This window comes from Robertkochia sediminum (assembly GCF_016786255.1).
GTDB lineage: Bacteria > Bacteroidota > Bacteroidia > Flavobacteriales > Flavobacteriaceae > Robertkochia > Robertkochia sediminum.
In genome coordinates, this window is the sequence record NZ_JADMKT010000062.1 from 20,887 (window position 1) to 45,707 (window position 24,821).

A 24,821-nucleotide genomic window follows, 5' to 3' on the forward strand; every position below is an offset into this window, starting at 1 on the left:
GCCGGTTCATTCAGGCCGGCCTTTTTTTTGACTCTTCACTTTTTCACCCTCCGAAACCTTGGCGAAGAAGGGCTATACCTCCTGTTATGAGATCGCCGCGCTCCCTGCGCTCACTCGCGAAGACATTACGTCTTACAAAGAAGCTCTTCACCCCTTCACACCTTCACCTCTTTACCCCTTTACCCATTTACCTCTTTACCCAAAACAAAAACCCCGGCCGAAGCCAGGGTCTTTATCACTGAAAAACTACCAAAAAAATCGTCTTTTCAACATGCATTCCTGCTTTGGAGGCATGTTTTAATATGTGTTATTCCGCAGGGATAAGTACGGTTTGAACTGCCTGTCCGCTAATGGTAATATCTTTTTGCTTTTCGCCGAGCTTTAGGGTGAAGGAACGTGCGTCCTTACCTTCATTGAAGAGCACTACCGCGATCGAATTATCGGGATTTTGAGCAGCGGTTACCATGAGTCCGTCGTCTGTTTTGTCTGCTTTGATCACCTTAGCCCCGGGACGGATGTACTTACTAAAATGCGCCATGGTGTAATAGATAGGCGTGTAATACACCTCATCTTTTTCAGGATCAACGATCACAGGTGCCACACACCAGTTCTCAAACCAGTTAGGGCCACCTTGTGTATCGAGCACCATATTCCAGTCTACCCATCCGTCTACCCAGTTATTAAGACATCCGATGATATCGCGGGCATAACGGTTTACAGGAGCGTATTTAGGGTGGAGGTATTTCTTCTCAGGCTCTCTCCAATCAAAGCCCCAGTCGGTAGCTTCCTTTTTCCAGTACCACGCATCGTCTTTCCAATGTGGCACTTCAGAGTCTACACATGCTTCGGTTTGGATCAGGTATTTTTCAGGTGCCTTGGCATGGGCGTATTGCAATTCTTCAGGGAAATAATCGTAGGTACTCTCATACCAGTGAATAGCAGTACCATCAAAATATTTTGAAGATTCCTCATCTTTGTACATCACATCTACCCACTCTTTGAGCTCCTGACGGTTCTGATCATATCCCAACACCACAAGATCGCCCTTTCCTGAATTCTCAAGAGCAGGCCCAAGGTGATCAACCACAAAGTCGGTCATCTCTTCGGGCGTAAAGTGCATACTCTCCCAGTTATTTCCGTTACCCAGCGGTTCGTTCTCTACGGTGAATCCCCAGATATCGATCCCTTCGGCCTTATAGGCATCGGCGTATTTCACAAAGAAGTTGGCCCAGGTATCGTAGTATTCAGGCAGGAGTTTACCTCCTACCCACTCGTTATTATCTTTCATCCAAGGAGCGGCAGTCCATGGAGAAGCAAAAATACGAAAGCCATCTTCTGAGGCCGCCATGGCGTCTTTGATCATAGGGATCAGGTCGTCCATATCTTCCTCAATGGTAAAATGCGCTAATTCCTTATCACCAGCCACGGGAGCATACGAATACTGCCCCAGCGAAAAATCGCAGGAGTTCATATGGGTACGCGTCAGGGAGTACCTGGCACCATCCTTACCAAAATAGGCCTGTATGATCTCTTCTCTGTTCGCTTTACTCATCCTGTTAAGCAGGGAAGCCGAAGCTTCGGTAAAGGCTCCTCCGAATCCGGAGATGGTCTGAAAGGTCACCGAGGGATCCAGGATCACCTCAGAGCTATTCTCTGAAGGCTGGAACTCGGTCACCTGTGTCAGCTTATTTCCACTGGCAGAGGTTTCTAAAACAGTAGCCTCCAGCGGTGTCTCATTCTGGCAGGATGCTACCATACCTCCCGCCAACAGGGTTAAAATTACTTGTCTGAACATGGTTCTGAATATTTTAATTTACGCGTAGTCTGTTTGGTTCAGGTTACTCAGAAGGCTGTGGTCCTTGCTCCTTAGCCGCTTTTCTCCTTTTTTTCAATTCTACAGAGATCTCATTTACCTTTTCCTCGGTCAGATCATAATTTCTCATGATATACATGGCCAACAGGGTTCCTGCTATCGGAAGTAAGGTATAGAACAATCGCAATCCTGTGATCGCTTCTTCCGGTTGTGTATCTGCTCCCTGGGTAAATCCAACAAGCCCCATGATGAGTCCGGTAGAAAGTCCGGCGATCGCCTGTCCGAATTTTACCATCCACCAATAGATCGCTCCAAAGGTTCCCTCTTTACGCGGAAGACCAAATTTAAGTTCATCCAGATCACAAACATCGGCTGTCATACTCATCATCAGGGTAAACAAACTACCGATCCCGAAAGAGAAGAAAGGCAGGGCAAAAATGAACAGCCAGGGTTTTCCGGGTACAAAAAGGAACCAGAAAAGGATGTATCCTATAATGGAGATCCCTTGTGAGATCATAAAGGTTTTCTTTTTCCCGAACTTCTCAGACATCTTGGTCACGATAGGGATCACCAGGAAGGTTGTTGCCAAAGCTCCAAGGCTACCGTGCAGGGCAGGCCAGTTTCCTGCAGCACCTGCATCACCACCAAACAGGTGATATACGATAATGAAGAAAGAGAACGCCGCGATGGTATTAAAGGAATTGAACACGAGGAAGGTGGCCCCACAAAGCTTCATAAAAGGTTTGTTCTTCCAGGCTTGTTTGAATCCGTCACCGATCTCTACAAAGCTCTCTTTAATATGACCAAGGGTTATGGGCTTTAGATTGGTATCGTTAAGGGTAGACCTGCTCTTGATAAAGATCGAAGGGATCATCGCGAGGAACATACACCCGATCCCCACGTAGATGGACACCTCACGTGCTCCGGCATCGGCGGTCTCAAACCACTCAGGCTTATAGAGCACCACCCAGAACCAGGGTGCGATCACCCAGGCCCATTGCCCGATCCATTGAGCTACGGCCATAATACGGGTACGTTCGTGAAAATCGTCACTCATCTCATACCCCATGGCCACATAGGGAACACTAAATATGGTAAGCCCCAAATAGAAAACGATTGAGAGGGAAAGGAAATACCAGAAATTATAGGCGAGTCCGTTAGCTTCGTAAAGCTGCCACATGGCTACAAAGGAGAATCCCATGATCAGGGCACCTATAAAGACGTATTGACGGCGACGCCCCCACTTAGACTTGGTATTATCTGAAATGAATCCCATAATAGGATCGGTGATAGCATCAAAAAGACGCGGTACAAAGAAAATGAGTCCCCACAACAAGGGAGGGAATCCGAGGTCTTCGACCAGGATCACCATAAAGACCCCCAGGGCTGCCGGGAACATCTGGTTGGCCAGCATCCCGAATCCGAAGGCGATCTTTTGCCCCCATGATACTTTTTCGCTTTCGTCATGAGTACTATTCATATTCATGTTATTTGCGGCGTCCTCAGGTGCCATAGCCACCTTATCGCCGGTTAGTTCTTGAGCATTTTTCATTAGGTATTGTTTGGGCCTGTCTGCAATGCTCACACCGGAGCATGATGCACAGGGTTATTGATTATTAAGGAGTTCCAGGTACTTTTCTTTTACCACAAAAAAGGCCTCCTTTTTATTTCTGTCTATATCCACAAGGCCCCAATATTCTTCGTTTGGCGCCCCGTCGTAGGGCACTCCTGAGCTGTTTGGCGCCCATCCACCGGTGTCCTGCTGATCCGGATTTCCGGCCTTCCACCATTCATCAGAAAAGGCGAAGAGGGTTACTCCAAGTGTAACATCTTTATGAGCGAATACCTCATCGAGAATATTCGCATTGGCATCGGCCTGAGCTTTTTGATTCTCGCCCTGAGCATAGCCTTCTGCAGCCACGGTCATATAACTATCACCACCGGCTTCCGAAAGATACATCGGTTTTTCACTAATGGCGGCCCATTGACCAAAAATATCTCCGGGGCTGTCCCAGCGGTATACGTTCATACCCCATACATCGACATTTGGACAAAGTTCAAGTATTTCGTTCGTTGGAAGTTCCCCATGAGCTGTAGCCACCGGGTGTCCGGGGTCTGCCTGGTGGATCCGATCGGCTGTCGTATTCAGTGACCGATACCAGGTGTTTATATTATTACCAAACCACTCGGGATGGTAATTGTATTCATTCCCTAACTCCCAAAACAGGATAGCCGGGTGATCCTTATACTTATTTACATAGTCGATGCAGGTCCCGGAAAGAATATCGAATACCCCGCCTTGGTTATACCCAAAGCCTACGATCACCTTAATACCGGCATTGTGAAACTTATCGAGAACGCCTTTACTGTCTATGGGGGCATAGATCCTTACCGTATTTACCCCTGCTTCTTTCATGAGGTCAAGATCGCGATCCATGTCGTTAAAATCCCTTTCGGTGCGGCCTTTGGCTACCGGGTTATAGCACAACCCTCTGATCTCATATGCGGCACCATCTACCAGCACCTGTCTACCGGAAACGGTTACCTCAGAAACAACCGGATCCGGATCCGGGTCGGGAGCAACAGTATCTGTGGTTGAAGATTCTTTTGAACACTGCCCCAGTCCGCCGGCCACAGCGACAAGAAGCGTAATACCAAACCAATTCATGAGTTTCATAAGTTTATTTATTTAAGACGAGGGGCTTTAATACGGTGATCATCAGGCTATCGACATGGCCCTCAAAAGTTTTTTCTATAGTATTTCCATTTCTGGTGAGTCCCTCAAAGGCACCCTGATCTACCAGGTCCCAAAGGGCATATTTCGCCTTACCATCTACGGTAAGCAATCCGAAGTGATTTTCTGAACCACCGGGGTTTTGCGCATCCTTCCAGGGCTCGTCAAAGGCTTCAAAATAAAAGCAGCTTATTCCTTCAGCATCGGTCCACGCCCGAATATATTCATGGTACAGGGCTTGTTTATACTCATCGGTAGCCCTTGAGCCTTCATCGCCATACAATTCGGTGGTATAACTGGCCCAACCGGTCTCCCCGATATGCACCGGCTTCTGAACGCCGATACTGTCGAGGTAGTCTTTAACGCTCTCGTATTGCATCCTGGCGTAATCGATTGCGGAAGTCATCGAAATTTCAGCTTGTTCAGCAGCTGTCAGGCTATCTCCATCTGCAATGGCATTATGCCAATATTCCGGGGTATAGTGGGTATCGTGAAACGGATAGGTATGCGCCGAAACAAAATCGACGGCCTTGGCAAGCGCTTCCAGGTCTTCCTTGTGATAAGAGGCATCTCCACCTCCCCAGGAAGCAAAATTATCAGAACTGGTCACCCATAGGTCAGCTGGCAGCTCCCCTTTTTTCTTCAGGTCCTGCACGTAGTTCACATACTTGAGGATCACTCCGGGTTCTACCCAATAACTCCAGGCCCAGTGCACCATGGCCTCATTACCAATGGCGATGATCTTTACGATATCCGGATACGTTTTCGCCAATTCCACAGCGGTGTTCACCTCTTTGGTATTGCGATCTGCATCTTCTCCGGTGTGATCGGGTTCTGACGTCCAGGCATTCTTACAATCGATCCAGGCTCCGAGCATCACATACATCTCAAAAGATGGATCTTCCTGTTTAAGTTCCTTAATAGCCTTTAGGATATTTCCGGCCTGTGCAAAATGTACGTTATACGTTCTTAGCAGGTGAATGTCCATAGCCTCCATGATCAGAAGATCTTCCTTGAGCTCTTCCAGGGTAGGCTGAATATCCCTGCTAGTCTGGCGGTAACCTCCATAAGATATGGCCCTGAAATCAGGGTTCCCCAGAATGTCAGCCGCAGTTCTATCGGTTACGGTTTCAACATCGGCCTTAGGCTCCTGCTGCTTGCATGAGGCAAGCAACAGGATTCCCAATAAGGCATATAGTGTATTGGATAGGATTCTTTTCATTCCAACGGATTTATTAAAGGAGTACTTCCAGGGCTTTAACAGCTCCGGTACGCTCAAATACAGCTGCAGTGGTCTCCTTATCCAACTCCATTCCTGAAAGCTCTTTTACGTCACCGCTGGCAAAGTGAACCTTCACGACACGGCTACCGGCTTTCTTATAAACCACCGGCACCTGGCAGCAGGTAAACCCAAGTGAACCGGCCTCCAGTGCGATCGACCGGGTAGCTCCCTCGAGATCTACATAGTTAAAGGTAGTCCCTTCTGTAAGGAATTCAGCATCTTTTAGCAGTGCAGGATTAAATCCGAGCAATCCGTCTTTTACGTAAACACCAAGCTCTCCGAAACGGCTAAGCACATCTTCTTTCACCTGACCGGTCATACCCGGCTGCTGCGCTCCCTTATTACCTGGAGTATGCGAATAAGGATCGGTCGGGAAAGCTCCGTAATTTTCCGGTGATTTATCTGCTCCGATACCGTCGTTTACTGCAAAATAGTGTGCTTTGATCTTTTCAACAACGCCTTTATCAAGTTGCTCCTCCACGGCACGCTCACTGATCTCGTAAACCGCTAACAACAGTTTAGATACCATGTGCCAGTAGATCGACCCAAGCCCCTCATACCCGAAGAAGGTCCCTGATCTACCGGTAAAGGCCTTGTGATTAAAAACCTCTTCATAGATCTCAGCCAATAATCCTTCTTCCTTTTGAACAAGCACCTCGTACTTCTCAGGAAGCTCAGCAAGCGCTTTCTTCAGGAAATTGACATTATTCATATACCCGTTAAAGTGGTATCCGCCGTCTTTATCGGCAGAGATCACCTGATGGTTTCCATCGGCCACCAACTGCTTGAGCAGCTCAGAGCGCTCTACGCTGTTGGACGGAATGGTATTTTTATGCATAAACCTTGGCAGCTCCTTGTTCGGATAGAGGATATAACTGTTCTGGTCTTCACGATATAGCTTACTATTTCTTAGGCTATCGAGCACTTCGATACTTTCTGCTACAGAAAGGTATCCTGAACTCAATACAGCTACCTGTCCTTCGAGCATTTCAGGCAGGTAAGAGATCGCCACCTTATCATCCCCTTTAACGGTCATCAGGTTATAGGCGTGATATAGGTTATCTGCTCTCTTGTTGGCTCTGATCGAATGTTCCATCCATTCGTTGGCCAGGGCAGCAAACTGTTTAACAGCAGCCAGGTCAAGCGATCTTTTCGCCCCTGAGAATCCGTTCTCATAAACTCCCGTGCGGTAGGTACTACCGGCTTCACCCAGCAGGTCCATAACGCTCTTTCTGTCGGCATCAGAGATCGCCCCTTCCAACATCCCATTATGGGCTTCGAACGCTTTAACCACTTTCTGGAAGAAATCGTACAGTTCTTCAGAGATCTCGGTAGAAGATTCTCCATTACGCTCCATAAGGTCTTCCATAAACTTCAGGAATCTTCTCAGGTAATAGAGGGTAACCATTGACACCCCGTTACCCACCAAAGCGTTATTGGCATCGTTCCACTCCGGACGTTGGGTATTCATCCAGATACCTCCTTCAGGAATAAAGTTAGACACCTTAGCCAGGACGGTGGCAAGGATCTTCTCCATGAAGTTTACACGATAAATACCGCCCTTTTGATCCTTGATCAGCGCTCCGTCGGCTCCCATTTCATCACGTGAAGTGCGAATGGCCTTATCTCCCGCCTCATCAAAGTCGATGGTATTTTTAGGGTCTTTAAGGATCTCACTGTATGCTTTAATGCGGTATGGTACGTTAGCGTACACGAACATATCGCGGTTAAAGTATTGCGCGAGGGTTTTCGGATAGTAATCTTCTGCAAATTCAAGGAATTTAAGCAGGTAAATGATCTGGTGATCTCCCCAGTATCCAATATACGACCACGGATTGTCCGGCTCGATGGTCTCCCAGTCAAATCCGTCCTTGGTCACACGATACGGATTGTACCCGTCAAAGGTCGTAGCGTTGAGGAATTTATGGATCATACCTTCGATAAACTCCGGGTACGAATGCGCCAGCGCCTCCCAGTTCTGGAAGATGTCACGCCAGTTCCCCTGGTAATCCAGGATCTTGGAACCGTCAATTTCGTTACGGGTATTGATCGAGAACTTGTTCCAAGGCCTACTTGGGTCTCCGTGTCGACGGCTAAACTTCAACGGAAGGTACTCGAGGCACAGACGTTTAAAGTCCATGTCTTCTGTCTCTGCAGCCATCATTGAGACCGCCTTAAGGTCGAATACTTCAGGCATCGCCTCAAGGGCTGCTTTATTCGCAGCGTATACCGCTTTATTGGCTTTCTTGATATAAGGTAGGAAGTCGGATTTTTCGATCTGATAATTATGATCAAAAATACCACCCCTCATAATGTTGAACATGGTATTGGCAAAGTGACGGGTAATACGACGCTTATCGGCAGTAGCCTGTAATCCGTCGGCAGCACCAACCAGTGCAACCAGTTCTTCTGAACCGGCCTCTACATCTTCGAGGATCACTTTGTGAAGCTCCCTATTCTCTTTGATCTCAGCTTTAAGGCTTACGATATCAGACACCGATTTATTCACATCGGCGATAATGCTCCATTCTTTATTTGCTCCCGGTTCCAGGGTTACGGCTGCGTTTAGCATATAGGCGCCTTTCTCGGCACGCATATCCACTTCTGTTTCGATATCGGCTCCCTGTCTGAAAGCGTCTATCTGAAGGGAAGTAAGTAAGTACTTAGGATTCTCAAGACCGTGCGACCAAACAATATTAGAACGAAGGGCCTCACTAGGCTCTGCCTTATCAACAATGATCGCGCTCAGGCTGTAGATCCCTAATCCGGTATCGGTCTCGAGTTCACATTTTTTATAAGCGTCAACCAGGTTACTGCTGGCATTTTGCAACGCATCTTCAACCCCGTAAGGTAGGAGATTCTGCAATCCGTCAAGCAAACGCACTTCGGCAGCCGCCTTCCCGGTATTGCTAAGGGTGGCCTTACGAATAAAGCCATACTGCGTGCTGGAATTCCACTCGTAGCGGAAGCTCAGCTCCAGGTCATGGTTGATCTCTTCAAAGATCACCTTATTCCCATATGCGTTCTTGTAGAGGTTATTCGTTGTTTTATAAATTCCCTTTTGTCTGATCGAAAAAGGCTCCCAAAGTTGGGTCTTCCCGTTCTTCTTTACCAAGAAAACAGACTTGCTACCGGTGATCTCTGCCGATTCTGTGATCTTATCGTCTGTATAATATGGAAAGAGGGCGAAGTTACTATTCTTTCTACCAGCTGTTAAACCTCCGTTACTGGAGATAAACATCCAGTGGTTGGAGTTACTCACGATACTCATAAAAAAAGGCCTCATGTTATCCACATGGGCGATCTTAAAATAGGTCTCGTTATTAATGTCCACTTCTTCTAATTGCACATTTGATCTCCCGAATGAAGCGGGCTTATCTCCCAGAAAAATTGTCTCAGATCGACTCGATTGACTCATAGAAAATTTATATATGTTTTTTTATCTCTTCAGGGCCATTTTCACACCTTTACAAGGCCTGAAAACAACCGTAAAAGCTCGCAAATGGGTCTACCCCAATTTTAAGTCCGAAATTTAACTATTATTTCACGAAAATAAGACCGCATAACTCATAAAAAGATTCAAAGATTTTTAGTAAATGGCACTTTCCCGAGAAAAAAACACAACATCAGGAAATGACTGACGGTATTGCCTTACAATTAGACAGTTACATATTTTAAACGCGTGAAAAATGACGTAAAACGGTCCTGATATCCGGGAATACAGTAGCTGTAAAAAGAAATAAAATCATGTGCTTTTACCTCACCTTACTGCTAAAGCACCTGTTAAGCGAAAAAAAAGATGCCATGTACATTAAAAAATACCACAACAATGGTATCAATCCACCTCAACATTGGGCTTTTATGTAAAGAGATAAGAAACAGCTGAAAGCTGCACCTTTTAGTCACTCTGGCTTTACTCCGGGCCTCCAGAGTTTTATGTTGAATATCAATACCTTAACGAAAACACCTATTTTAGAAACGTAACATTTGTTACAGCACACTTTTGGCTACCATTGTACTTTTACACCATAATACAAACAAGGAATCATATGCCTACAGTAAAACTTACAACAGCGCAGTTTAAAGAAGACATCTTCGATTATACAAAAGAGAGAGAATGGAACTATAAGGGAGATAAACCTGCTATTATCGACTTTTATGCCGATTGGTGCGGACCGTGTAAAATGGTGGCTCCGATCCTGGAAGAACTTGCCGATGAGAATCCTGATATTATCATCTACAAGGTCGATACCGAAGTAGAGCAGGAGCTTTCGCAGGTATTTCAGATCAGAAGTATTCCAAGCATCCTGTTCATCCCGATGGACAAGCAACCTATGATGCAGGCAGGAGCCCTTCCAAAGCATGCGCTACAGGAGGTCATAGACAAAGAACTATTAAGCACGGTTGCTTAATACTTGATCATTTTGAACGAAAAAACCGGATCCTATGATCCGGTTTTTTTCTTCCTAAAAGCGGGAGGGTATACCAGATAATCCTCCTCAAAACCTACACATGCTAATAGGATAGTTTATTGAGCTGGCAACGCACCTTCTTACCTCGTACGGCAGGTGTATTGGGTTTATCGGCGCATTCGCACAATCGTGTACCTCCATAATCGTTAAAGATCTCATGCGCATCACTTCGCGCCCATACCGATACCAGGGCCATCTTTTCAGGATCTTCCACACAACTGCCATCCACATCAAAGGCGTGAATGGTATTCTCATAAAAATACACCAGGTTATTCTTGGTATTGGATCCGCTTGACCATTGGCGGAACTCATTCTGCATACCCGCATCGAATTCCACGATCCATTCGTCTTCGGTTTGTCCCACGGTCTTTACCTGTTTATTGATATCGCGTGCTGCAAAGGTCTTGAACTGGTCCGGGCATGCCGGCGTGGTCATGGTATAATACATCTCAGAAATCGAATGGTTGTGGTACGGATACAGGCTGTTGACCATTTGAACAGTCATCCCTACTTCAGCCCCTACTTTATGTCCGCCGATCTCATCGATACGCAGGAGACCCCAATGTCCGAGGATCTCTCCGTATGCGTAGCCCCCACGCACCTCCATAAAGTTGCGCTTGTTGCGTTCGCTGTCTTCTGCATACATCGGGAACCAACCTACCGATGCCCATAGATTGGGCAGGGAGCGCGCACTAACATCATAAGGGAAGTTAGGCGGGGTCACCACCTGCTCTCCGGTAACGATATCATAGAAATTATCGGTAAGCACCTTACCATAGGCCTTTACCGAGTCGTTGGTGACCTTGGTATCGAAGAACTCCTCAAAGGTGGTGCGCTTCATCCATTTGGCTACCGGAGATTGCTCCTCAAGCTTTCCTCCGGGACTGTAAAGCCAATCTACTTCTTTTCTGGCCGCAAAGCATTTTTTTGCAGCTTCCTGATTGTAGAGGATCTGGTAGATCTGTTTCACCAACAATTGCATATCGCGACGGTCCATGATACACATTCTTTTAACCCCTCCCAGGGTTTCGAACACCGCTACATCAGACTGGCGGCATCCGCCTTCTTCAGGATTCTTGGTCAGGGCCTCCGCCAGACCACGCAGGTACAGCATAGACTCTTCCCAAAGAATATCGATATACTTTTGTTCGGCCTTGGAGTACTTCACCTCTTTTTCAAGGCATTTACAATCTACATCCACCACATCTTCCTTAGCGATAAAATCGGGCAGCACCAGGTCATCCTGTGCATGCCCCAGGGATCCGAGCAGCATAAAGCAGCTGCAAATAATCATACTTAATACGTTAACTCTCATATCAACTTCTTTGTTTTTGTTATTTAGAAATACCACTGTACAGACAAATTACCCCTAAGCTCCCATTTATCAGGATTCACCGAACCGGCACCGGGACCACTATTGTCAAAATTATCATTCATCCACCAGGCGTTCTGTCCGAAGAGCATATCGAACCAGATATAGAATGGCCCTGCCTGCAAGACTGCTCCCGGATTGATCATCCTGGAATCATGGAAGGTGTCTTCATCCTTGATCACGGTGCTGTATTCCATATACACATTGAGCTTATCGAAAAGCCACCATTCAATATCCCAGAACCTACGCACATTCGCAACATAGGTGGTCGCCTTTGACGCCACCAGACGTGTATCGGAGAAGAACCCCATAAGCACGGTGCGATCGTCTACGCTATCGGGATTATTAGGATCGTATTCATATCGGGTGGCCTGAAAATTAAAGTTCCAGTCGTTGTAGTTCCCCACATAGTGAAAAGCAGCTGCCCAATGGTTCCCGTTTCCGTCCTTTAATGGATTACGAATCTGCCCCCACTGGCCTGACACTCCGAATTCCGTTGTTTTCGTAGTGCCGTAGCCAAAGACTTTGGCATATCGCAAATTCACCTGGTGGCGTTCAAAATTCTGCTGGTCACCAGAAACCACAAGATCGGGGGCCCAGCGATTGGTGGCTGTTGGATCGTTGTACTCTTCATTCCGGAAATAAGCCGCGTGAAAATGATTCCCTTTATTTTTATAGATATATTGAAATCCGGTATCGTGATCTCCCTCAAGGCCATGATAGTAGTTCAAGGAATACCAAAAGCTGGAAGAAACGGAAGGCAGGGCACCAAAAGGCGCTTGGGAGATCCCGTATAACAACTCGTGATTTTCATTGAATTGTATCCCTACCCACATATGTTGCATGGCAAACATATAACTCCACCATCGTGCCTGAGCCGAAAACTTCAATTTAGCGCCTTCCCCTTTTTTCATGCCGTGTTCCCCTGAGACCGACAACCTGAACTGATCGAAATACGAACCTCTGCGGTTGGCGCTGTTATCCTGTTCCCAATCCTGAAACGAAGACCGAAGCCAAATGGCGCCCCCAACTTTAAATGAGGTATATGGTGTAACATCGATACCGATATTCTGACCAGGAGATTTTTCATCGGGTTTCAAAATATTGCGCTCCTGGGCGAAACTATATTGCATAATAAAGAGGACACCTAGTACGATACAGGTCCTTAGAAGGGTTTTAAAAAACATTTTGTTGGCTGATTTTTAATGAGTTACGAAATTATTAAAAAGATCACACCCCATGACCGCATTCCGACATAATGCCCTATTTATCAGATAACAAAGAATGTAGAATAGCAGGTAAAGTAGTACAGAAAATCACTTATTCACCTAAATCATTACATGCAAAAAGTCTTACAGGGGATACGAATGGCGTTTTATCGATAAGCGGAATTCCAACAATAATATTTCCTTATTTTTAAGAGATATATCTGCCTGAAAACATGGTTTTTATGAAAAATACAAGACGGAAATTCAACTTCAAAACCGATAAAATACTCCTGCTGTACATGCTTTGTTTGCTGCTTTGCCCTCTGGGGGTCTATGCTCAGAACCAACAAGATGATCCGGGAGATCCTCCTATGGTTGCTAAAGGCCGTTTTTACACCAACCTGGCTTTTTCGCTGGATCAGCGAAACGCCAAAAATGAGGATCAGCTGCTGCGCGAGGTCATCGACCAGGACAAACTCAACTTTCGGATATCAAGTGCCGCGGGATATGCGCTGAAAGATAATTTCACGATCGGCCTGGGCCTTAGCTACGGAAGGCTGCAGGAAGACATCACCTTTATCAATGAAGACGATCAGGAACAGACCAATTGCAGCCTGGGACATGACGTCTCCTTTATACCCAACATCCGGCAGTATGTGCCGGTGAACAAAAGCTTCCAAATATTCGTGCAAGCCGATTTCCGATTCTCCATAGGGGAAGAGCTCACCCGGAAATTTCTCCCGAATGAGATCGAAAAAATAGAAGGTAATTTTATTGAAACGCGACTGGGAGTAACACCGGGGGCAGTTTTATTCTTTAACCGCAACTGGGCATTTGAAACCTCTGTAGGCCTGGTCGGACTTTCTTCGAAGTGGTCTGAAGAGACTGTTAATAATGATGAAGCGAACAGAGCCCGGATCACCGAAAACAATATCGACCTTAAAGTAAACCTGCTCTCCCTTAACCTCGGGGTGGCCTATTATTTTTAATCATCAAGCATAACGCCTATAGTCATGAGGAACTTCAGCATATTCATACTTTTAAGTTTTCTGTTCATCCTTTCCGGATGCATCTCAGACGACAAATTCGGCTTATCGCCTTATAAAGAGATCAAGACTTTTGAAATTGCGGGGCAGGCTGCTCCAACCGTTATAGACAAAGAAGCACTAACCATTACCATCCCTTTCAATGAGGGTGAAGACGTCTCCGCGAAAACACCTTCTAATATTGTCATATCGAATCTGGCCACTATAGACCCTCCGGCCGGGGAGGCAAGGAATTTCACTGCTCCGGTGCTTTATACGGTAACCGCAGAAGACGGTTCCCAGGCACAATGGGAGGTTATTGCCAGCGTCGCCGAACCACAACCCCAACTCCCCAACAGCAATTTTGATCTATGGTACGATACAGGGGGCTATATGCAACCCGGAGAAAATGCCGAAAGTACCATCTGGGATACGGCCAATGCAGGGGTAACGATCGCCGGGCCGGCAAATACAGTACCGGAAGACCTGGGCAATGGCGACCTTGCTGTAAAAATGGTGAGTACGAGGGCTCCTTTATTGGTTCGAATGGCAGCGGCCACGCTCTATACCGGTAGTTTTACCGATGGCTTCCCGGATCCTGTTGATCCTCGATCGAACATCGATTTCGGAACCCTCTTTTCCGGACAACCCAACGCCTTCCGGGTCGACTACCGCTACCTCCCGGGAGACGAATACCTCGACGGTCGGGGTAACCCATTACCCGGAGGCGACCAGGCCGACATCTACGTCTTACTGGAAAACCGGGATGGCGACCAGGTACAACGCGTTGCTACCGGTTGGTACCGCAGCAATATGGAAGTAACCGATTGGACCACCCTGGAAGTGCCTCTTACCTATGGTGAACTCCCTTCTTCTGACCCCACCTTTGAATACGCCAATATCAGGGCAGGCGAAGCCTGGGCCCCTGCAGGCACAAGGCCTACGCACATTACCGTGGTATTCTCGTCAAGTGCACTCGGGGATGATTTTACCGGAGCCATAGGAAGCGAATTATGGATCAATAACTTTGAATTAGTCTACTAAATAAAAATAATGTTCAGGGATGCGCAACAAACCGGAGCAAACATCACGATATCACGACATCACCATTTAAAATCATCATACAATGAAAAGATCACTAGTTATACTCTTTGCCACGATGCTTCCCCTGGGTGCATTGGCACAAGACAAACCTCTTAGCGCCAAGGATTCGGAACCTCAAAAGATGGGGTGGATGCAGGGCTTCCCGCCGCCAGCCGACAGAACGATATCGGCCGTTGACGGCAGCTTCTTTAAGTTCCCGGCACTGCGCTACAGCGTGTGCCATATGCGTCAGTTTATGCCAACGGCAAATGTGCAGGCAGGCAATGAGAACCTGTATACTTTTGAGGTGGCCAATGATCCCAATATCGACGCTTTAACCTTTACACCGCTTGGCGAAAAAGGCACCATGACCTGGAAGGAGTCCCTGTATAAGAATTACACCGATGGAATGCTCATACTTCACAAAGGAAAGATCGTATACGAAAAGTACTTTGGCGCCCTGAAACCCGATGGTGTTCACGCTGCCATGTCGGTAAGTAAGACCTTTACAGGAACCCTTGGAGCCCTTTTGGTGGTTGAAGGCTTACTGGACGAAGACCAGGTGGCTTCCCACTACATCCCCGAACTCGAAGGCTCGGCCTTTGGCGATGCTACGGTGCGACAGATCCTGGATATGACCACCGGATTGAAGTATAGTGAAGACTACGCCGATCCCAATGCAGAGATATGGGCATTTTCGGCTGCCGGAAATCCGTTCACCCGTTCTGAAGACCCTAACGCTCCATCCAATTATTACGAATACCTGCAAACTGTAAAAAAGGAAGGCGAGCACGGAAAGGTCTTCGGGTATAAGACCATTAATACAGATGCCATGGGGTGGCTGGTATCCCGGGTTACCGGGAAGAGCATTCCGGAGCTTATTTCTGAGCGTATCTGGAAACCCATGGGCGCCCATTACGACGGCTATTACCAGATCGACGGCTCAGGGATCGCCTTTGCCGGGGGCGGCTTCAGTGCCAATATGCGCGACTTTGCCATGTTCGGAGAGATGATCAGGAACAACGGTTGGTTCAACGGCCGACAAGTATTGCCTTCAGCCCTTATCGACGATATCCGGGAAGGTGGAGATCGGGAGGCTTTTGCCAACGGAAATTACAAGAGTTTAAAAAATTGGAGCTACAGGAACATGTGGTGGATGAGCCATAACAAAAATGATGCTTTTATGGCACGAGGGGTTCACGGACAAGTAATTTATGTAGACCCTATGGCCGAAATGGTGATCGTGCGTTTTGCTTCTCACCCTAATCCGAAGAATGCGTACATCGATCCTTATTCGCTCCCGGCATATGAGGCGGTAGCCGATTATTTGATGGGCAAAAAATAAAAGACTACATCCAAAAGACCTGAAGGGTCCGGGGAATTAATTATTCTCCGGACCTTTTTGTTCCTGTGCCGTTCTGAAGATCAACGGATCGACAGACCGCAGATGCAGGTCGCGTTGAGGGAACGGGATCTCGATACCGTGTTCGTTCAGGGTATCGTATATCTTAAAGATCACTTCGCTGCGTATACGTACCCAATCGTCAAAGTTATCGGTCCAAAAAAGCATTCTGAATAGCAGCGAACTGTCGCCCATATCATTAAAGAATACCAGGGGTTTAGGGTGCTTTTTGGCTTCCGGATGACTGGTGATACACTCCAGAAGCAACTTTTGCACCAGGTGGGCATCAGACCCGTAGGCTACCCCGGCTATGATCTCAATACGTCGGTTCTTATCGGTATGCGTCCAGTTGACCACCTCCTGAGAAATAAGCTGACCATTAGGCACGATCACTTCGGCCCCGTCAAAGGTCTGCACGATACTGGAACGTATCCCCATAGACCGCATGGTTCCGGTCAAAGTACCCACCTCCACGGCATCGCCTATCTGTATGGGACGTTCGAACAGCAGGATGATCCCGGACACGAGGTTGTTGAAGATATTCTGCAATCCGAAACCGATACCCACACTAAAGGCACTAAAGATAATCGTGAGCTGATCCAGCGGCATGCCTATGGCGCGCACCGCAAAAAGGATCCCCAGTGTGATAGCTCCGAACTGGGCAATCGCCATGATCATTCTCGGCACCCCCCTTTTGAGCTTTAACCTGCTTAGCACATCTTCCTGAAGTAAGACCTTAATGATACGGGAAACCATGACCGAAAGCCAGATGATAAATACAAAGAGTAAAAGCTTGAACAGGGAGAACTTCATTGACCCTATGGCGTATTCTTTGGTTAAGAAGTTGCTTATCGCGTCGTAGACCAAACTCTGCACGTAAAAGATCCTAAGGATGGCATCGATCCAGAATATGGTGAGTCCAAATATGGTAATGCGTACCACCAGGTCTTTCAAATAGGCCTCATGGGTTTTGATAACCAAGAGCTTTTCGGCATAAGGACTTTCGATAAACAGCTGTAAAGCCCCAATAAGAATCACCGTAAAGAAAAAGAGCACAGCTCCCAGCAGGGCACTGTTGAGCAAGGATTCGAGAGCGATCTGAGACAAGCTCATATACCCAAGTAGATTGGCGACGATCCCAATGCAGACCACGACCAGGTGAAAGACCACCAAGAAGCGGATAAAACGGGTCAGGCTGGGGCTCATCAAATGCAGGGCGTCCCGGTTCTTATAAAGTCGGTATAAAACAAAAAACTCGATCACCCCGAGGCCCAGGAGGATATAGCGATATAAAATATTATTTACGGGCACGAGATGACTTAACAGGAAGATAACCATTAACCCGGCAAGGATGTATAGCAAGGTGTGATCCTTGCCCCTGGTAAGATAAAGAGTGATATCGATAACAGGAAGCAATATCAATAAAATGGTAATATCGTTAAACAGTGTGGGCTGGTCGGGAAAGAATACGGCAGCAAAAAAGATACTGAACAATACCCCTGCACTAATCGGTCGTTGCAAGATCGCTTTCAGGGTGCGCTGGTAATACTCCAGGTTGTCGGGCTTAAGGCGACGTACCCTTTTGCTCAACCAGATAAAAAAGAGCAGCACGCCGATCACAAAGATCATGTAAAGCCGATACGTACTTTTGTTACCGTTGTAATGAAACTTCAAGGCATTCCATTCGGAACGGAACGAACGCTTCACATTAGTCATGAACCCGCTATCTGATTCTGAAAAACTTTCAGGGAGAAACAAAGGCGGCGTAGTTTTAGAGTACACCTGGGCCGATTTATCCATCAGAGCCTGATCAATACGATCTAAAAGCAATTCGACCTCAACCCCTGTTTCGATATTCTTATTCAAGGGATCTATGAGCAGATTAGAACGCAACTCCATTTGCCCCCTGAGACTGTCCAGCATGTTAACGGTGCGGCCGATCACCGGTTGGAGACTCTCATAAGAATTCAGTGAATCCCTGAAGGAAGAGGTTGCCCTCCAAAGTTGTATCTCTTTTTCAAGACCTACCTGCTTTTCCTGAAGCGACCGGATCCGCTCAGAAAGCCGCTTTTTCTGTGTATCGACGTGACCATAGGCACTCTGCCAATTGATCTTTTCGTTAGAAAGAAAACGCTGGTCTTTTTGCTCCAGGTCCATCAGCTTCACCCGATCAAGGGCGGCCTTCACCATAGCGAGAACCGAGTCGTTAGCCTTGGTCTCTGCTGCAATGGTTTCGGTACTCACCAGGGATTCTGATAATTTTACCGCGCGTACCCTGGCCTCTCCGGCAGCAATGAGCACATCGTTAAATGGGATCACCTTTAGGGTGGTATCAACCGACTGTTCGTTGAGTAGCTGAGATTCGATCTCATCCAATACCTGGGCATGGCTTAATGGACAGCATGCAAGAAAAACAACCAACGATACCCAGCGGCACATCAGGGAGTTCAGACGTAATTTCATCATATAAAAGCTAATTTTTTGATCTCGTCAAATACACTAGTAAAGACTTCAGCTAGGCGCTTTTCTCCAACTCCCCTCATGCTTCATCTAACGGCCTCAATCTTCTGTAACGCAGTAAATTCCCGCTAACGTGTAATTTAGTTCTTTTTAACATGTATGAAAACATTTTCCTGTCTATGGCTTTCTTCTTCGGTTTTCCGACACCCCACCCGATGTCCGGCTTGAACAGGAAGGTGCCTCTTGGGATGCAACCACGCCCTGGTGGAGGTTAAAGAATTAGTGATCAAAACAAGGTAGCACGCGCCGAAATAAGTAGCTACGAACAGACCATCCTTAAAATGAAGGACAAAAAAAAGAGGCCCGTTCAAAGGCCTCTTAGAAGTAATAGCAAATATTAGTTTAGCTTGGTACATACGTGTCACCGCCATTTTCTTCGTCTCCTCCTCCATCAGTACCACCACCTTCGTTTCCATCTCCGGAGTTGTTAGTACTGTTGTCGGTATTGTCATCGCCACCGTTACCTTCATCTCCTTCTCCATCGCTGCTGCAAACAACACCATGGAAGATCACATAGACCGTGCCAGACAATCCTGTAACCACCTCATCAAAATGAGCAACGCCCTCTTCGAAGGTTTCCTTGTGCGGATACTGTCCCGGAGCTACGGTCTCATTACCATTCACATTTAACGGATAAGGATCGTTGCCTACATAAAGATGTGTTTCAGACAACGTAAAGCCCTCGAGCATGCTTACACTTACAGAAACAGTGCCATCGGTGTAATTGATCTCTGCAAAACCTACGAGGGTACCTTTCTCGGTATCGCATTGGCCGGCTCCGGCATAGAGATTAAAGGTATACGCACCTTCCTGAGTGAGCTCATTGGTCCACCCCCAACGGTTGAATCCGTCGTTGAGAAAACACATGGCCTGCTCGTCGTTACCACGTGCAAAAAGGGTTTCACAGGTTACTGTTTCGGTTTCAGTTTCAGAATTGGCTTCCTCTTCGGTATCAGAGGAACTTTCTTGGCCGTTCTTGGCAGCAACGGCCTCTTCTGATGCAGCACCTGCATCAAGAGAGACGGTCTCCAAGTCGACCTGACAGGAGCCCAAAAGGAGTCCTGCACAGAGGAATACATAAAATAGTTTCATAATAAGATTGGGTTTATCTTGATAACAAATATAACATTTGTAGTATTTATCTTATAAAGTTTTCGATAAAATACGTCGGAGATCATAAAATTAACTCGCTGAAACAAAAATACATACATGCACTCACCCCCCACATAAACACCACAAGAAAACAGTTTCCTCCCACCCTGTATTCTTCTGCTACATCTCTCATCCCAGCGCATTCCCACCTTTTTTACACGAGAACCACTCCATGGTGCCCTGAACAAGTCCTTCCGGCGAATGAATATATTATAAATATATTTTATGCTTCTGATAATTTAATTAAATAAAAATTAATGAATTGAAATCGACATCTTTGCACCGAAGAAGAAGTACTAAATAAAAATTACCAGAATGAAAACCAAGGCAGTAACAGTACCAACAACACAAGAGCATCAAATTGGTCTGATCAAAGGAAACTTTTCTCCGGAAGAGGCCAGAGAGATCCTCGAATCACTGATCGACCAAAAGATCAAATTCAATGAAGTACGAAAATTTCAGCGATGGACCAACGATCACCAATGTGATACCAGCGACCTGGATGCCCGCATAAAAGAGTTAAAAGACGAACGATCTGAACTGCTCAAATTCATGGAAACTCTTATCGGATCCGGTAAGACCATACGTATAAGCGGGGAAGTGAATATCGAAGTAAAGGATCATGAGTAGGTTCTGCGCAACACGAACTTCAAAGACGCAACACAACGCCATACAGGCTCCCAGATCAGGACGCCTGGACCTTAGGTAACATTTAAAAAAACAAAAATGACTGCAATTTCCGAACACGTTCACGGGAGATCGATTCCGCACGCCCAAAAATCAGCGGCAAAACCTCTGGCCAGCAAGGTTGTCCCCACGCTTTTGTGGGTGCTTTTTACCCTGGCTTCTGCCGCAGCGATCTTTAAACTTTTTGGCATGCCCGACTGGAACTTCAGAGAACTCATTCGCATTAACGGTTTCACCTTAATGATCTGGGCGACGGTAACATTCTTTAGTGCCCTGATGACCACCTATGGGAGAACCTACCTTCACGGGTTTCGCTACGAGAAAAAATTCATGCTGCTTACCCTGGGATTCACCTTATCGGTAAGTGTGCTCATAGCAGCAGAAAACCTTATTCTCCTTGCGATAAGCTGGATGGCTATGGGATTGTTCATGGCCAATCTTATCGGGGTGAATTCAAAATGGGGAGAGGCCAGGGAAGCCAGAAAGGTGAGCCTGAGACATTTTATAACCAGTGCCTTGCTACTGGCCGGAGGAATAGCGATCCCGGCCTGGACACTACAAACCCTTAGCCTAACCACCATGATGGCCAATATCGAAGAACTACCGTTCACACTGGCGGCTGTTTCGGTACTGCTCATCATCACTGCAGGACTTATACAGTCGGCCATTTATCCTTTTCACCGATGGCTGCTTTCGAGCATGACCGCACCAACCCCGGCTTCCGGACTTATGCATGCCGGATTCGTAAATGGGGCGGGGATCCTGCTTACCCTTTTCGCTCCCTTGCTTATCGTATCGAACTCGCTGACCTTATTATTCATCATCGGCGGACTCTGTGCGGTGGTATCACAGTTTGCGAAACTACTTCAGGTAAGTGTTAAGCAGCGACTGGCGTGTTCGACCATGGCGCAAATGGGCTTTATGATCATGCAATGCGGTCTTGGATTCTTTAACGCAGCAGTGGCCCACCTCATTCTACACGGATTTTACAAGGCTTACCTCTTTCTTTCTGCAGGAGAAGGTGTAACACATACCCATCCGAAAACACCTCCAAAGATCCGCATCAAACCCCTGCAGACGGTATTCGTTCTGATCAACGGACTGGTTGGAGCTTATCTTTTCAGCCTGCTAACCGGAAAAGGACTCAACGCCGACAGCGGGATCTTCCTCACCCTTATTGTGGCGATCACGGTAGGACAGGTTACCTATAACTTCATCAAACAAAAAGACCTTCCGGCACTACACCGTACGGTACTGCCGGTAGTACTTTACCTGGCGGGGATCACGGTATACGCCCTGGCCTATAATGGGGTAACGGTCTTTATGGAAGGAACCCCCTTCGCGTTAGCCCCTCAGGAACTTACCCCTGCGCAGATCATCTTTGGAGCGGTATTCCTTATCGGATTCTTCCTGATGAAACTGGGATACTACAGAAACCACCCATGGATCTATGTTAAACTGCTCAACACGACCCAACCTTTTAAGAACACAGTACTAAGATTTAAAAAATGATCCCTATGAGAACGCAACACATAGACACGCTTATTCAAGAAGCTTCGGCCTTCGTTGGCAATACCTGGCCCCTCTACGGGTTCGTTACCTCGAATCCGCTATCAGGATATGAGAAACAACCCTTTGACCGCGCAGTAAGCCAGGCAGGTGAGATCCTCGGTGCCCGCGTATATCCCGAAGCTGCTCAATATCGTCAGGCCTTCCATAGCGGAGATATCGATCGAAGCAAACTAAAGGAAATGCTTCAGGAGCAAGGGTTTATCCAGGAACCTGAATACTACCTGGAGATCTTAGAAAATGAACCTGTGACCACGACGGTTAATCCGTTTCACGATATCGATCGCATCACCACCAAATGGCTGGCAGCCTTTATGGATGAAGGGCTAGCCGAATGGAGCATGCCCGGTAAGGAAAAAGGATTCTTTCAGGCCTGGAAACTCCTTGCCCGCTACGATGAAGATCTCAAGGGAGGATTCAGATCAGAAACCACAGCAAGCACCGCTTCTGAGGTGATCGCTAATGTGCTAAACCACTTTGACGAAGAAGATCAACTGAAACTTATTACGACCCACCTGGCTGCCCTTCCGGGATGGACCGGATACATCAAACTTAGAGCGGAAACAGGCTCAGACTGGCAGGAATACTATCCTGTAACCCTTGAAGATTACCTGGCGGTAAGGTTCTGCATTGCCCAGGCTATCGATGCACCCCTACTACCCGAAACACCACACCAAAACACCAATGAGGTACTGCCTCAATTACAATCTATATGGTTAAAAGCTTGGGAAGCGACCTGGCAGGAAAGCACCCTGGCCACCCTGAAAAGCAACAGGGAAATGGCTGCAGCAGCTAAACAGGATACCACCCTTCCCGATGCCCAACTCGTTTTCTGTATCGACACCCGTTCGGAGCCCATAAGACGTCATGTTGAGGCAGCCGGTAATTACGAGACCTTCGGGTATGCCGGATTCTTTGGGATCGCCATGGATTACGTGAATCCTGACGACGGCCATGCCAGAAAATCGTGTCCGCCCATCGTACCTTCAGCCTATAAGGTAGAGGAGCAACCGGCAACCGATCGCCAAGCAGCCTTCGAAGACTATCGCAAGAAGACAAAGGTGAACAACTTCATCAACTACTTCCTGAAACGCATGAAGAACATGCTGCCATCTACCTTTGGATTTGTAGAGGGTAGTGGTCTGGCTTACGGCTTCGGGCTTATGGTGCGTACCTGCTTTCCCGGAGCATGGTACCGAAGAAACCAAAATAAGGCTTTGACCCATGAAGGGATCTGCGCTCCCGGATTACACATCAACAACGAAGATGCCACCAGCCATATTCCGCTAAACGACAGAGCCGGCATCGTGAAATCGGCCTTTGACCTGCTGGGGTGGACGAAATTTGCACCCCTGGTGGTCTTTTCAGGACACGGTAGTCACACGGCGAACAATCCTTTCGGATCGAGTCTTGATTGCGGGGCATGTGCCGCCAGTCCGGGTAGACACAATGCCCGAATGCTGGCCAAGCTGGCTAACGACCGAGAAGTTCGCGAAGTCCTCTTCAACGAGCACAATATCGTGATCCCGGAAAGCACATGGTTCGTTGGTGCCGAGCACACCACGACCACCGACCGCATCGAACTCTTCGATGCAGATGTTCCAAAGAGTCACCTTCAAATACTGGAGCAACTCAAAAAAGATCTGGGCATTGCACAACAAACCGCAACGGCCGAGCGACTGCAAACCGAAGGTAATGGAGTGGCCCTGGCGGAGACCAAAGCCGGAAACTGGGCAGAGACCCGTCCGGAATGGGGACTGGCAAAAAATGCCGGATTCATTATCGCTCCGCGAACAACGACCAGAGATATCAACCTCCAGGGACGTTGCTTCCTGCACTCTTACGACTGGGAGCACGACAAAGAAGGGAAAGCCCTCGAAGGCATTATGCAGGGCCCCATGGTGGTAACCCAATGGATCAACAACCACTACTACTTCTCTTCGGTAGATATCGACAGATTTGGAAGTGGTTCGAAGATCACTCATAATGTTACGGGAATGTTCGGAGTGGTTCAGGGTAATGGAGGAGACCTAAAAACAGGACTCCCTCTGCAATCGCTCAGAGCTACAGACGCCGAGATCTACCACCAGCCTTTACGCCTGTCGGTCATGATCGAAGCCCCTGTAGAGCGGGTAACCGATATTCTGAAGCGAAACGAAAACCTCAGAACCCTATTGGACAACCAATGGATCTACCTGATCGTTACCGATCCGTCCAAAGAGCTGAAAACGTATCGCTATACCGGAAACCTGGAATGGGAACCCCGGGTGATACCGGTAAAAACCGCGACGCGCGTTCGCAAAAGAGCGCAGGTCCCAGCCTGATAACAAGAGGCAAAACAAACACTTATACCGGGTCCTTAATTTGACTTAATAGCAACCTCAACCCGGAATACCCAGCCCACTCATGCATACTGCCCATGAGTGGGTTATTTTTTTTCAGACCGACCATCACTACGTAAAAACCGGACCGCTAAACGGAGGACAAACCCCTGTATGCCAA

At 47.3% G+C, this 24,821-nt stretch carries 16 protein-coding genes; 7 read left to right on the top strand and 9 right to left on the bottom strand.

Features of this window, described 5'->3' with window-relative positions; genetic code table 11:
* Positions 1–307: 307 nt before the first annotated feature.
* The 5 genes from IS446_RS00435 to IS446_RS00455 form a co-directional block, all read right to left on the bottom strand.
* Positions 308–1,756, bottom strand: a complete 1,449-nt coding sequence (locus tag IS446_RS00435; RefSeq protein ID WP_203057805.1) for a glycoside hydrolase family 30 protein — start codon at positions 1,754–1,756, stop codon at positions 308–310.
* Between the two features lie 82 nt (positions 1,757–1,838).
* Positions 1,839–3,365, bottom strand: coding sequence for an MFS transporter (locus IS446_RS00440; RefSeq protein WP_317192147.1), 1,527 nt, complete (start codon positions 3,363–3,365; stop codon positions 1,839–1,841).
* A gap of 54 nt (positions 3,366–3,419) precedes the next feature.
* Complete coding sequence (locus IS446_RS00445; protein WP_235996351.1) at positions 3,420–4,490, bottom strand: glycoside hydrolase family 2 TIM barrel-domain containing protein; 1,071 nt, start codon at positions 4,488–4,490, stop codon at positions 3,420–3,422.
* Positions 4,491–4,494: 4 nt separating this feature from the next.
* Positions 4,495–5,769 carry a glycosyl hydrolase family 17 protein gene (locus IS446_RS00450; protein ID WP_203057195.1) on the bottom strand — a complete coding sequence of 425 codons (1,275 nt, stop codon included), beginning with the start codon at positions 5,767–5,769 and terminating at the stop codon, positions 4,495–4,497.
* Between the two features lie 13 nt (positions 5,770–5,782).
* Entirely contained in the window at positions 5,783–9,247 is a 3,465-nt protein-coding gene (locus tag IS446_RS00455; protein WP_203057196.1) for a hypothetical protein, read from the bottom strand.
* A 631-nt stretch (positions 9,248–9,878) separates the two neighbouring features.
* On the opposite strand from IS446_RS00455, the gene trxA reads away from it, so the two are divergent.
* Positions 9,879–10,241, top strand: a complete 363-nt coding sequence (gene trxA, locus IS446_RS00460) for a thioredoxin (RefSeq protein WP_203057197.1) — start codon at positions 9,879–9,881, stop codon at positions 10,239–10,241.
* Positions 10,242–10,344: 103 nt separating this feature from the next.
* Here trxA and IS446_RS00465 read toward each other — a convergent pair whose 3' ends face one another.
* Together IS446_RS00465 and IS446_RS00470 are read right to left on the bottom strand one after the other, a co-directional pair.
* Positions 10,345–11,616 (bottom strand): cupin domain-containing protein, encoded by a 1,272-nt coding sequence (locus IS446_RS00465; protein ID WP_203057198.1) that lies wholly within the window; start codon positions 11,614–11,616, stop codon positions 10,345–10,347.
* A gap of 23 nt (positions 11,617–11,639) precedes the next feature.
* Positions 11,640–12,860 carry a hypothetical protein gene (locus tag IS446_RS00470; RefSeq protein ID WP_203057199.1) on the bottom strand — a complete coding sequence of 407 codons (1,221 nt, stop codon included), beginning with the start codon at positions 12,858–12,860 and terminating at the stop codon, positions 11,640–11,642.
* A gap of 263 nt (positions 12,861–13,123) precedes the next feature.
* Between IS446_RS00470 and IS446_RS00475 the strand changes: the two genes are divergently transcribed.
* From IS446_RS00475 to IS446_RS00485, 3 genes are all read left to right on the top strand, one after another.
* Positions 13,124–13,870 (top strand): hypothetical protein, encoded by a 747-nt coding sequence (locus IS446_RS00475; protein WP_203057200.1) that lies wholly within the window; start codon positions 13,124–13,126, stop codon positions 13,868–13,870.
* 24 nt (positions 13,871–13,894) lie between these two features.
* Positions 13,895–14,950 carry a PCMD domain-containing protein gene (locus tag IS446_RS00480; RefSeq protein ID WP_203057201.1) on the top strand — a complete coding sequence of 352 codons (1,056 nt, stop codon included), beginning with the start codon at positions 13,895–13,897 and terminating at the stop codon, positions 14,948–14,950.
* 82 nt (positions 14,951–15,032) lie between these two features.
* The gene (locus IS446_RS00485) at positions 15,033–16,334 is read left to right on the top strand and encodes a serine hydrolase domain-containing protein (RefSeq protein ID WP_235996352.1); all 1,302 of its coding nucleotides are present in this window, start codon (positions 15,033–15,035) and stop codon (positions 16,332–16,334) included.
* Between the two features lie 36 nt (positions 16,335–16,370).
* Here IS446_RS00485 and IS446_RS00490 read toward each other — a convergent pair whose 3' ends face one another.
* Positions 16,371–18,857, bottom strand: a complete 2,487-nt coding sequence (locus IS446_RS00490; protein WP_203057202.1) for a mechanosensitive ion channel family protein — start codon at positions 18,855–18,857, stop codon at positions 16,371–16,373.
* 396 nt (positions 18,858–19,253) lie between these two features.
* Positions 19,254–20,003, bottom strand: a complete 750-nt coding sequence (locus IS446_RS00495; RefSeq protein ID WP_203057203.1) for a hypothetical protein — start codon at positions 20,001–20,003, stop codon at positions 19,254–19,256.
* Positions 20,004–20,378: 375 nt separating this feature from the next.
* On the opposite strand from IS446_RS00495, the gene IS446_RS00500 reads away from it, so the two are divergent.
* The 3 genes from IS446_RS00500 to IS446_RS00510 all read left to right on the top strand — a co-directional run bounded on the left by IS446_RS00500 (position 20,379) and on the right by IS446_RS00510 (position 24,643).
* Entirely contained in the window at positions 20,379–20,693 is a 315-nt protein-coding gene (locus IS446_RS00500; RefSeq protein ID WP_203057204.1) for a hypothetical protein, read from the top strand.
* A gap of 96 nt (positions 20,694–20,789) precedes the next feature.
* Complete coding sequence (locus tag IS446_RS00505; protein ID WP_203057205.1) at positions 20,790–22,262, top strand: proton-conducting transporter transmembrane domain-containing protein; 1,473 nt, start codon at positions 20,790–20,792, stop codon at positions 22,260–22,262.
* 5 nt (positions 22,263–22,267) lie between these two features.
* Positions 22,268–24,643 (top strand): DUF2309 domain-containing protein, encoded by a 2,376-nt coding sequence (locus IS446_RS00510; RefSeq protein WP_203057206.1) that lies wholly within the window; start codon positions 22,268–22,270, stop codon positions 24,641–24,643.
* Positions 24,644–24,821 lie beyond the last annotated feature (178 nt).

Coding starts and splice junctions, on each gene's coding strand:
- IS446_RS00465 (WP_203057198.1), bottom strand. CDS start 11,616: ATGAGAGTTAACGTATTAAGTATGATTATTTGCAGCTGCTTTATGCTG.
- IS446_RS00510 (WP_203057206.1), top strand. CDS start 22,268: ATGAGAACGCAACACATAGACACGCTTATTCAAGAAGCTTCGGCCTTC.
- IS446_RS00480 (WP_203057201.1), top strand. CDS start 13,895: ATGAGGAACTTCAGCATATTCATACTTTTAAGTTTTCTGTTCATCCTT.
- IS446_RS00435 (WP_203057805.1), bottom strand. CDS start 1,756: ATGGTAGCATCCTGCCAGAATGAGACACCGCTGGAGGCTACTGTTTTA.
- IS446_RS00450 (WP_203057195.1), bottom strand. CDS start 5,769: ATGAAAAGAATCCTATCCAATACACTATATGCCTTATTGGGAATCCTG.
- IS446_RS00495 (WP_203057203.1), bottom strand. CDS start 20,003: ATGAAACTATTTTATGTATTCCTCTGTGCAGGACTCCTTTTGGGCTCC.
- trxA (WP_203057197.1), top strand. CDS start 9,879: ATGCCTACAGTAAAACTTACAACAGCGCAGTTTAAAGAAGACATCTTC.
- IS446_RS00455 (WP_203057196.1), bottom strand. CDS start 9,247: ATGAGTCAATCGAGTCGATCTGAGACAATTTTTCTGGGAGATAAGCCC.
- IS446_RS00500 (WP_203057204.1), top strand. CDS start 20,379: ATGAAAACCAAGGCAGTAACAGTACCAACAACACAAGAGCATCAAATT.
- IS446_RS00445 (WP_235996351.1), bottom strand. CDS start 4,490: ATGAAACTCATGAATTGGTTTGGTATTACGCTTCTTGTCGCTGTGGCC.
- IS446_RS00485 (WP_235996352.1), top strand. CDS start 15,033: ATGAAAAGATCACTAGTTATACTCTTTGCCACGATGCTTCCCCTGGGT.
- IS446_RS00490 (WP_203057202.1), bottom strand. CDS start 18,857: ATGATGAAATTACGTCTGAACTCCCTGATGTGCCGCTGGGTATCGTTG.
- IS446_RS00470 (WP_203057199.1), bottom strand. CDS start 12,860: ATGTTTTTTAAAACCCTTCTAAGGACCTGTATCGTACTAGGTGTCCTC.
- IS446_RS00475 (WP_203057200.1), top strand. CDS start 13,124: ATGAAAAATACAAGACGGAAATTCAACTTCAAAACCGATAAAATACTC.
- IS446_RS00505 (WP_203057205.1), top strand. CDS start 20,790: ATGACTGCAATTTCCGAACACGTTCACGGGAGATCGATTCCGCACGCC.
- IS446_RS00440 (WP_317192147.1), bottom strand. CDS start 3,365: ATGAAAAATGCTCAAGAACTAACCGGCGATAAGGTGGCTATGGCACCT.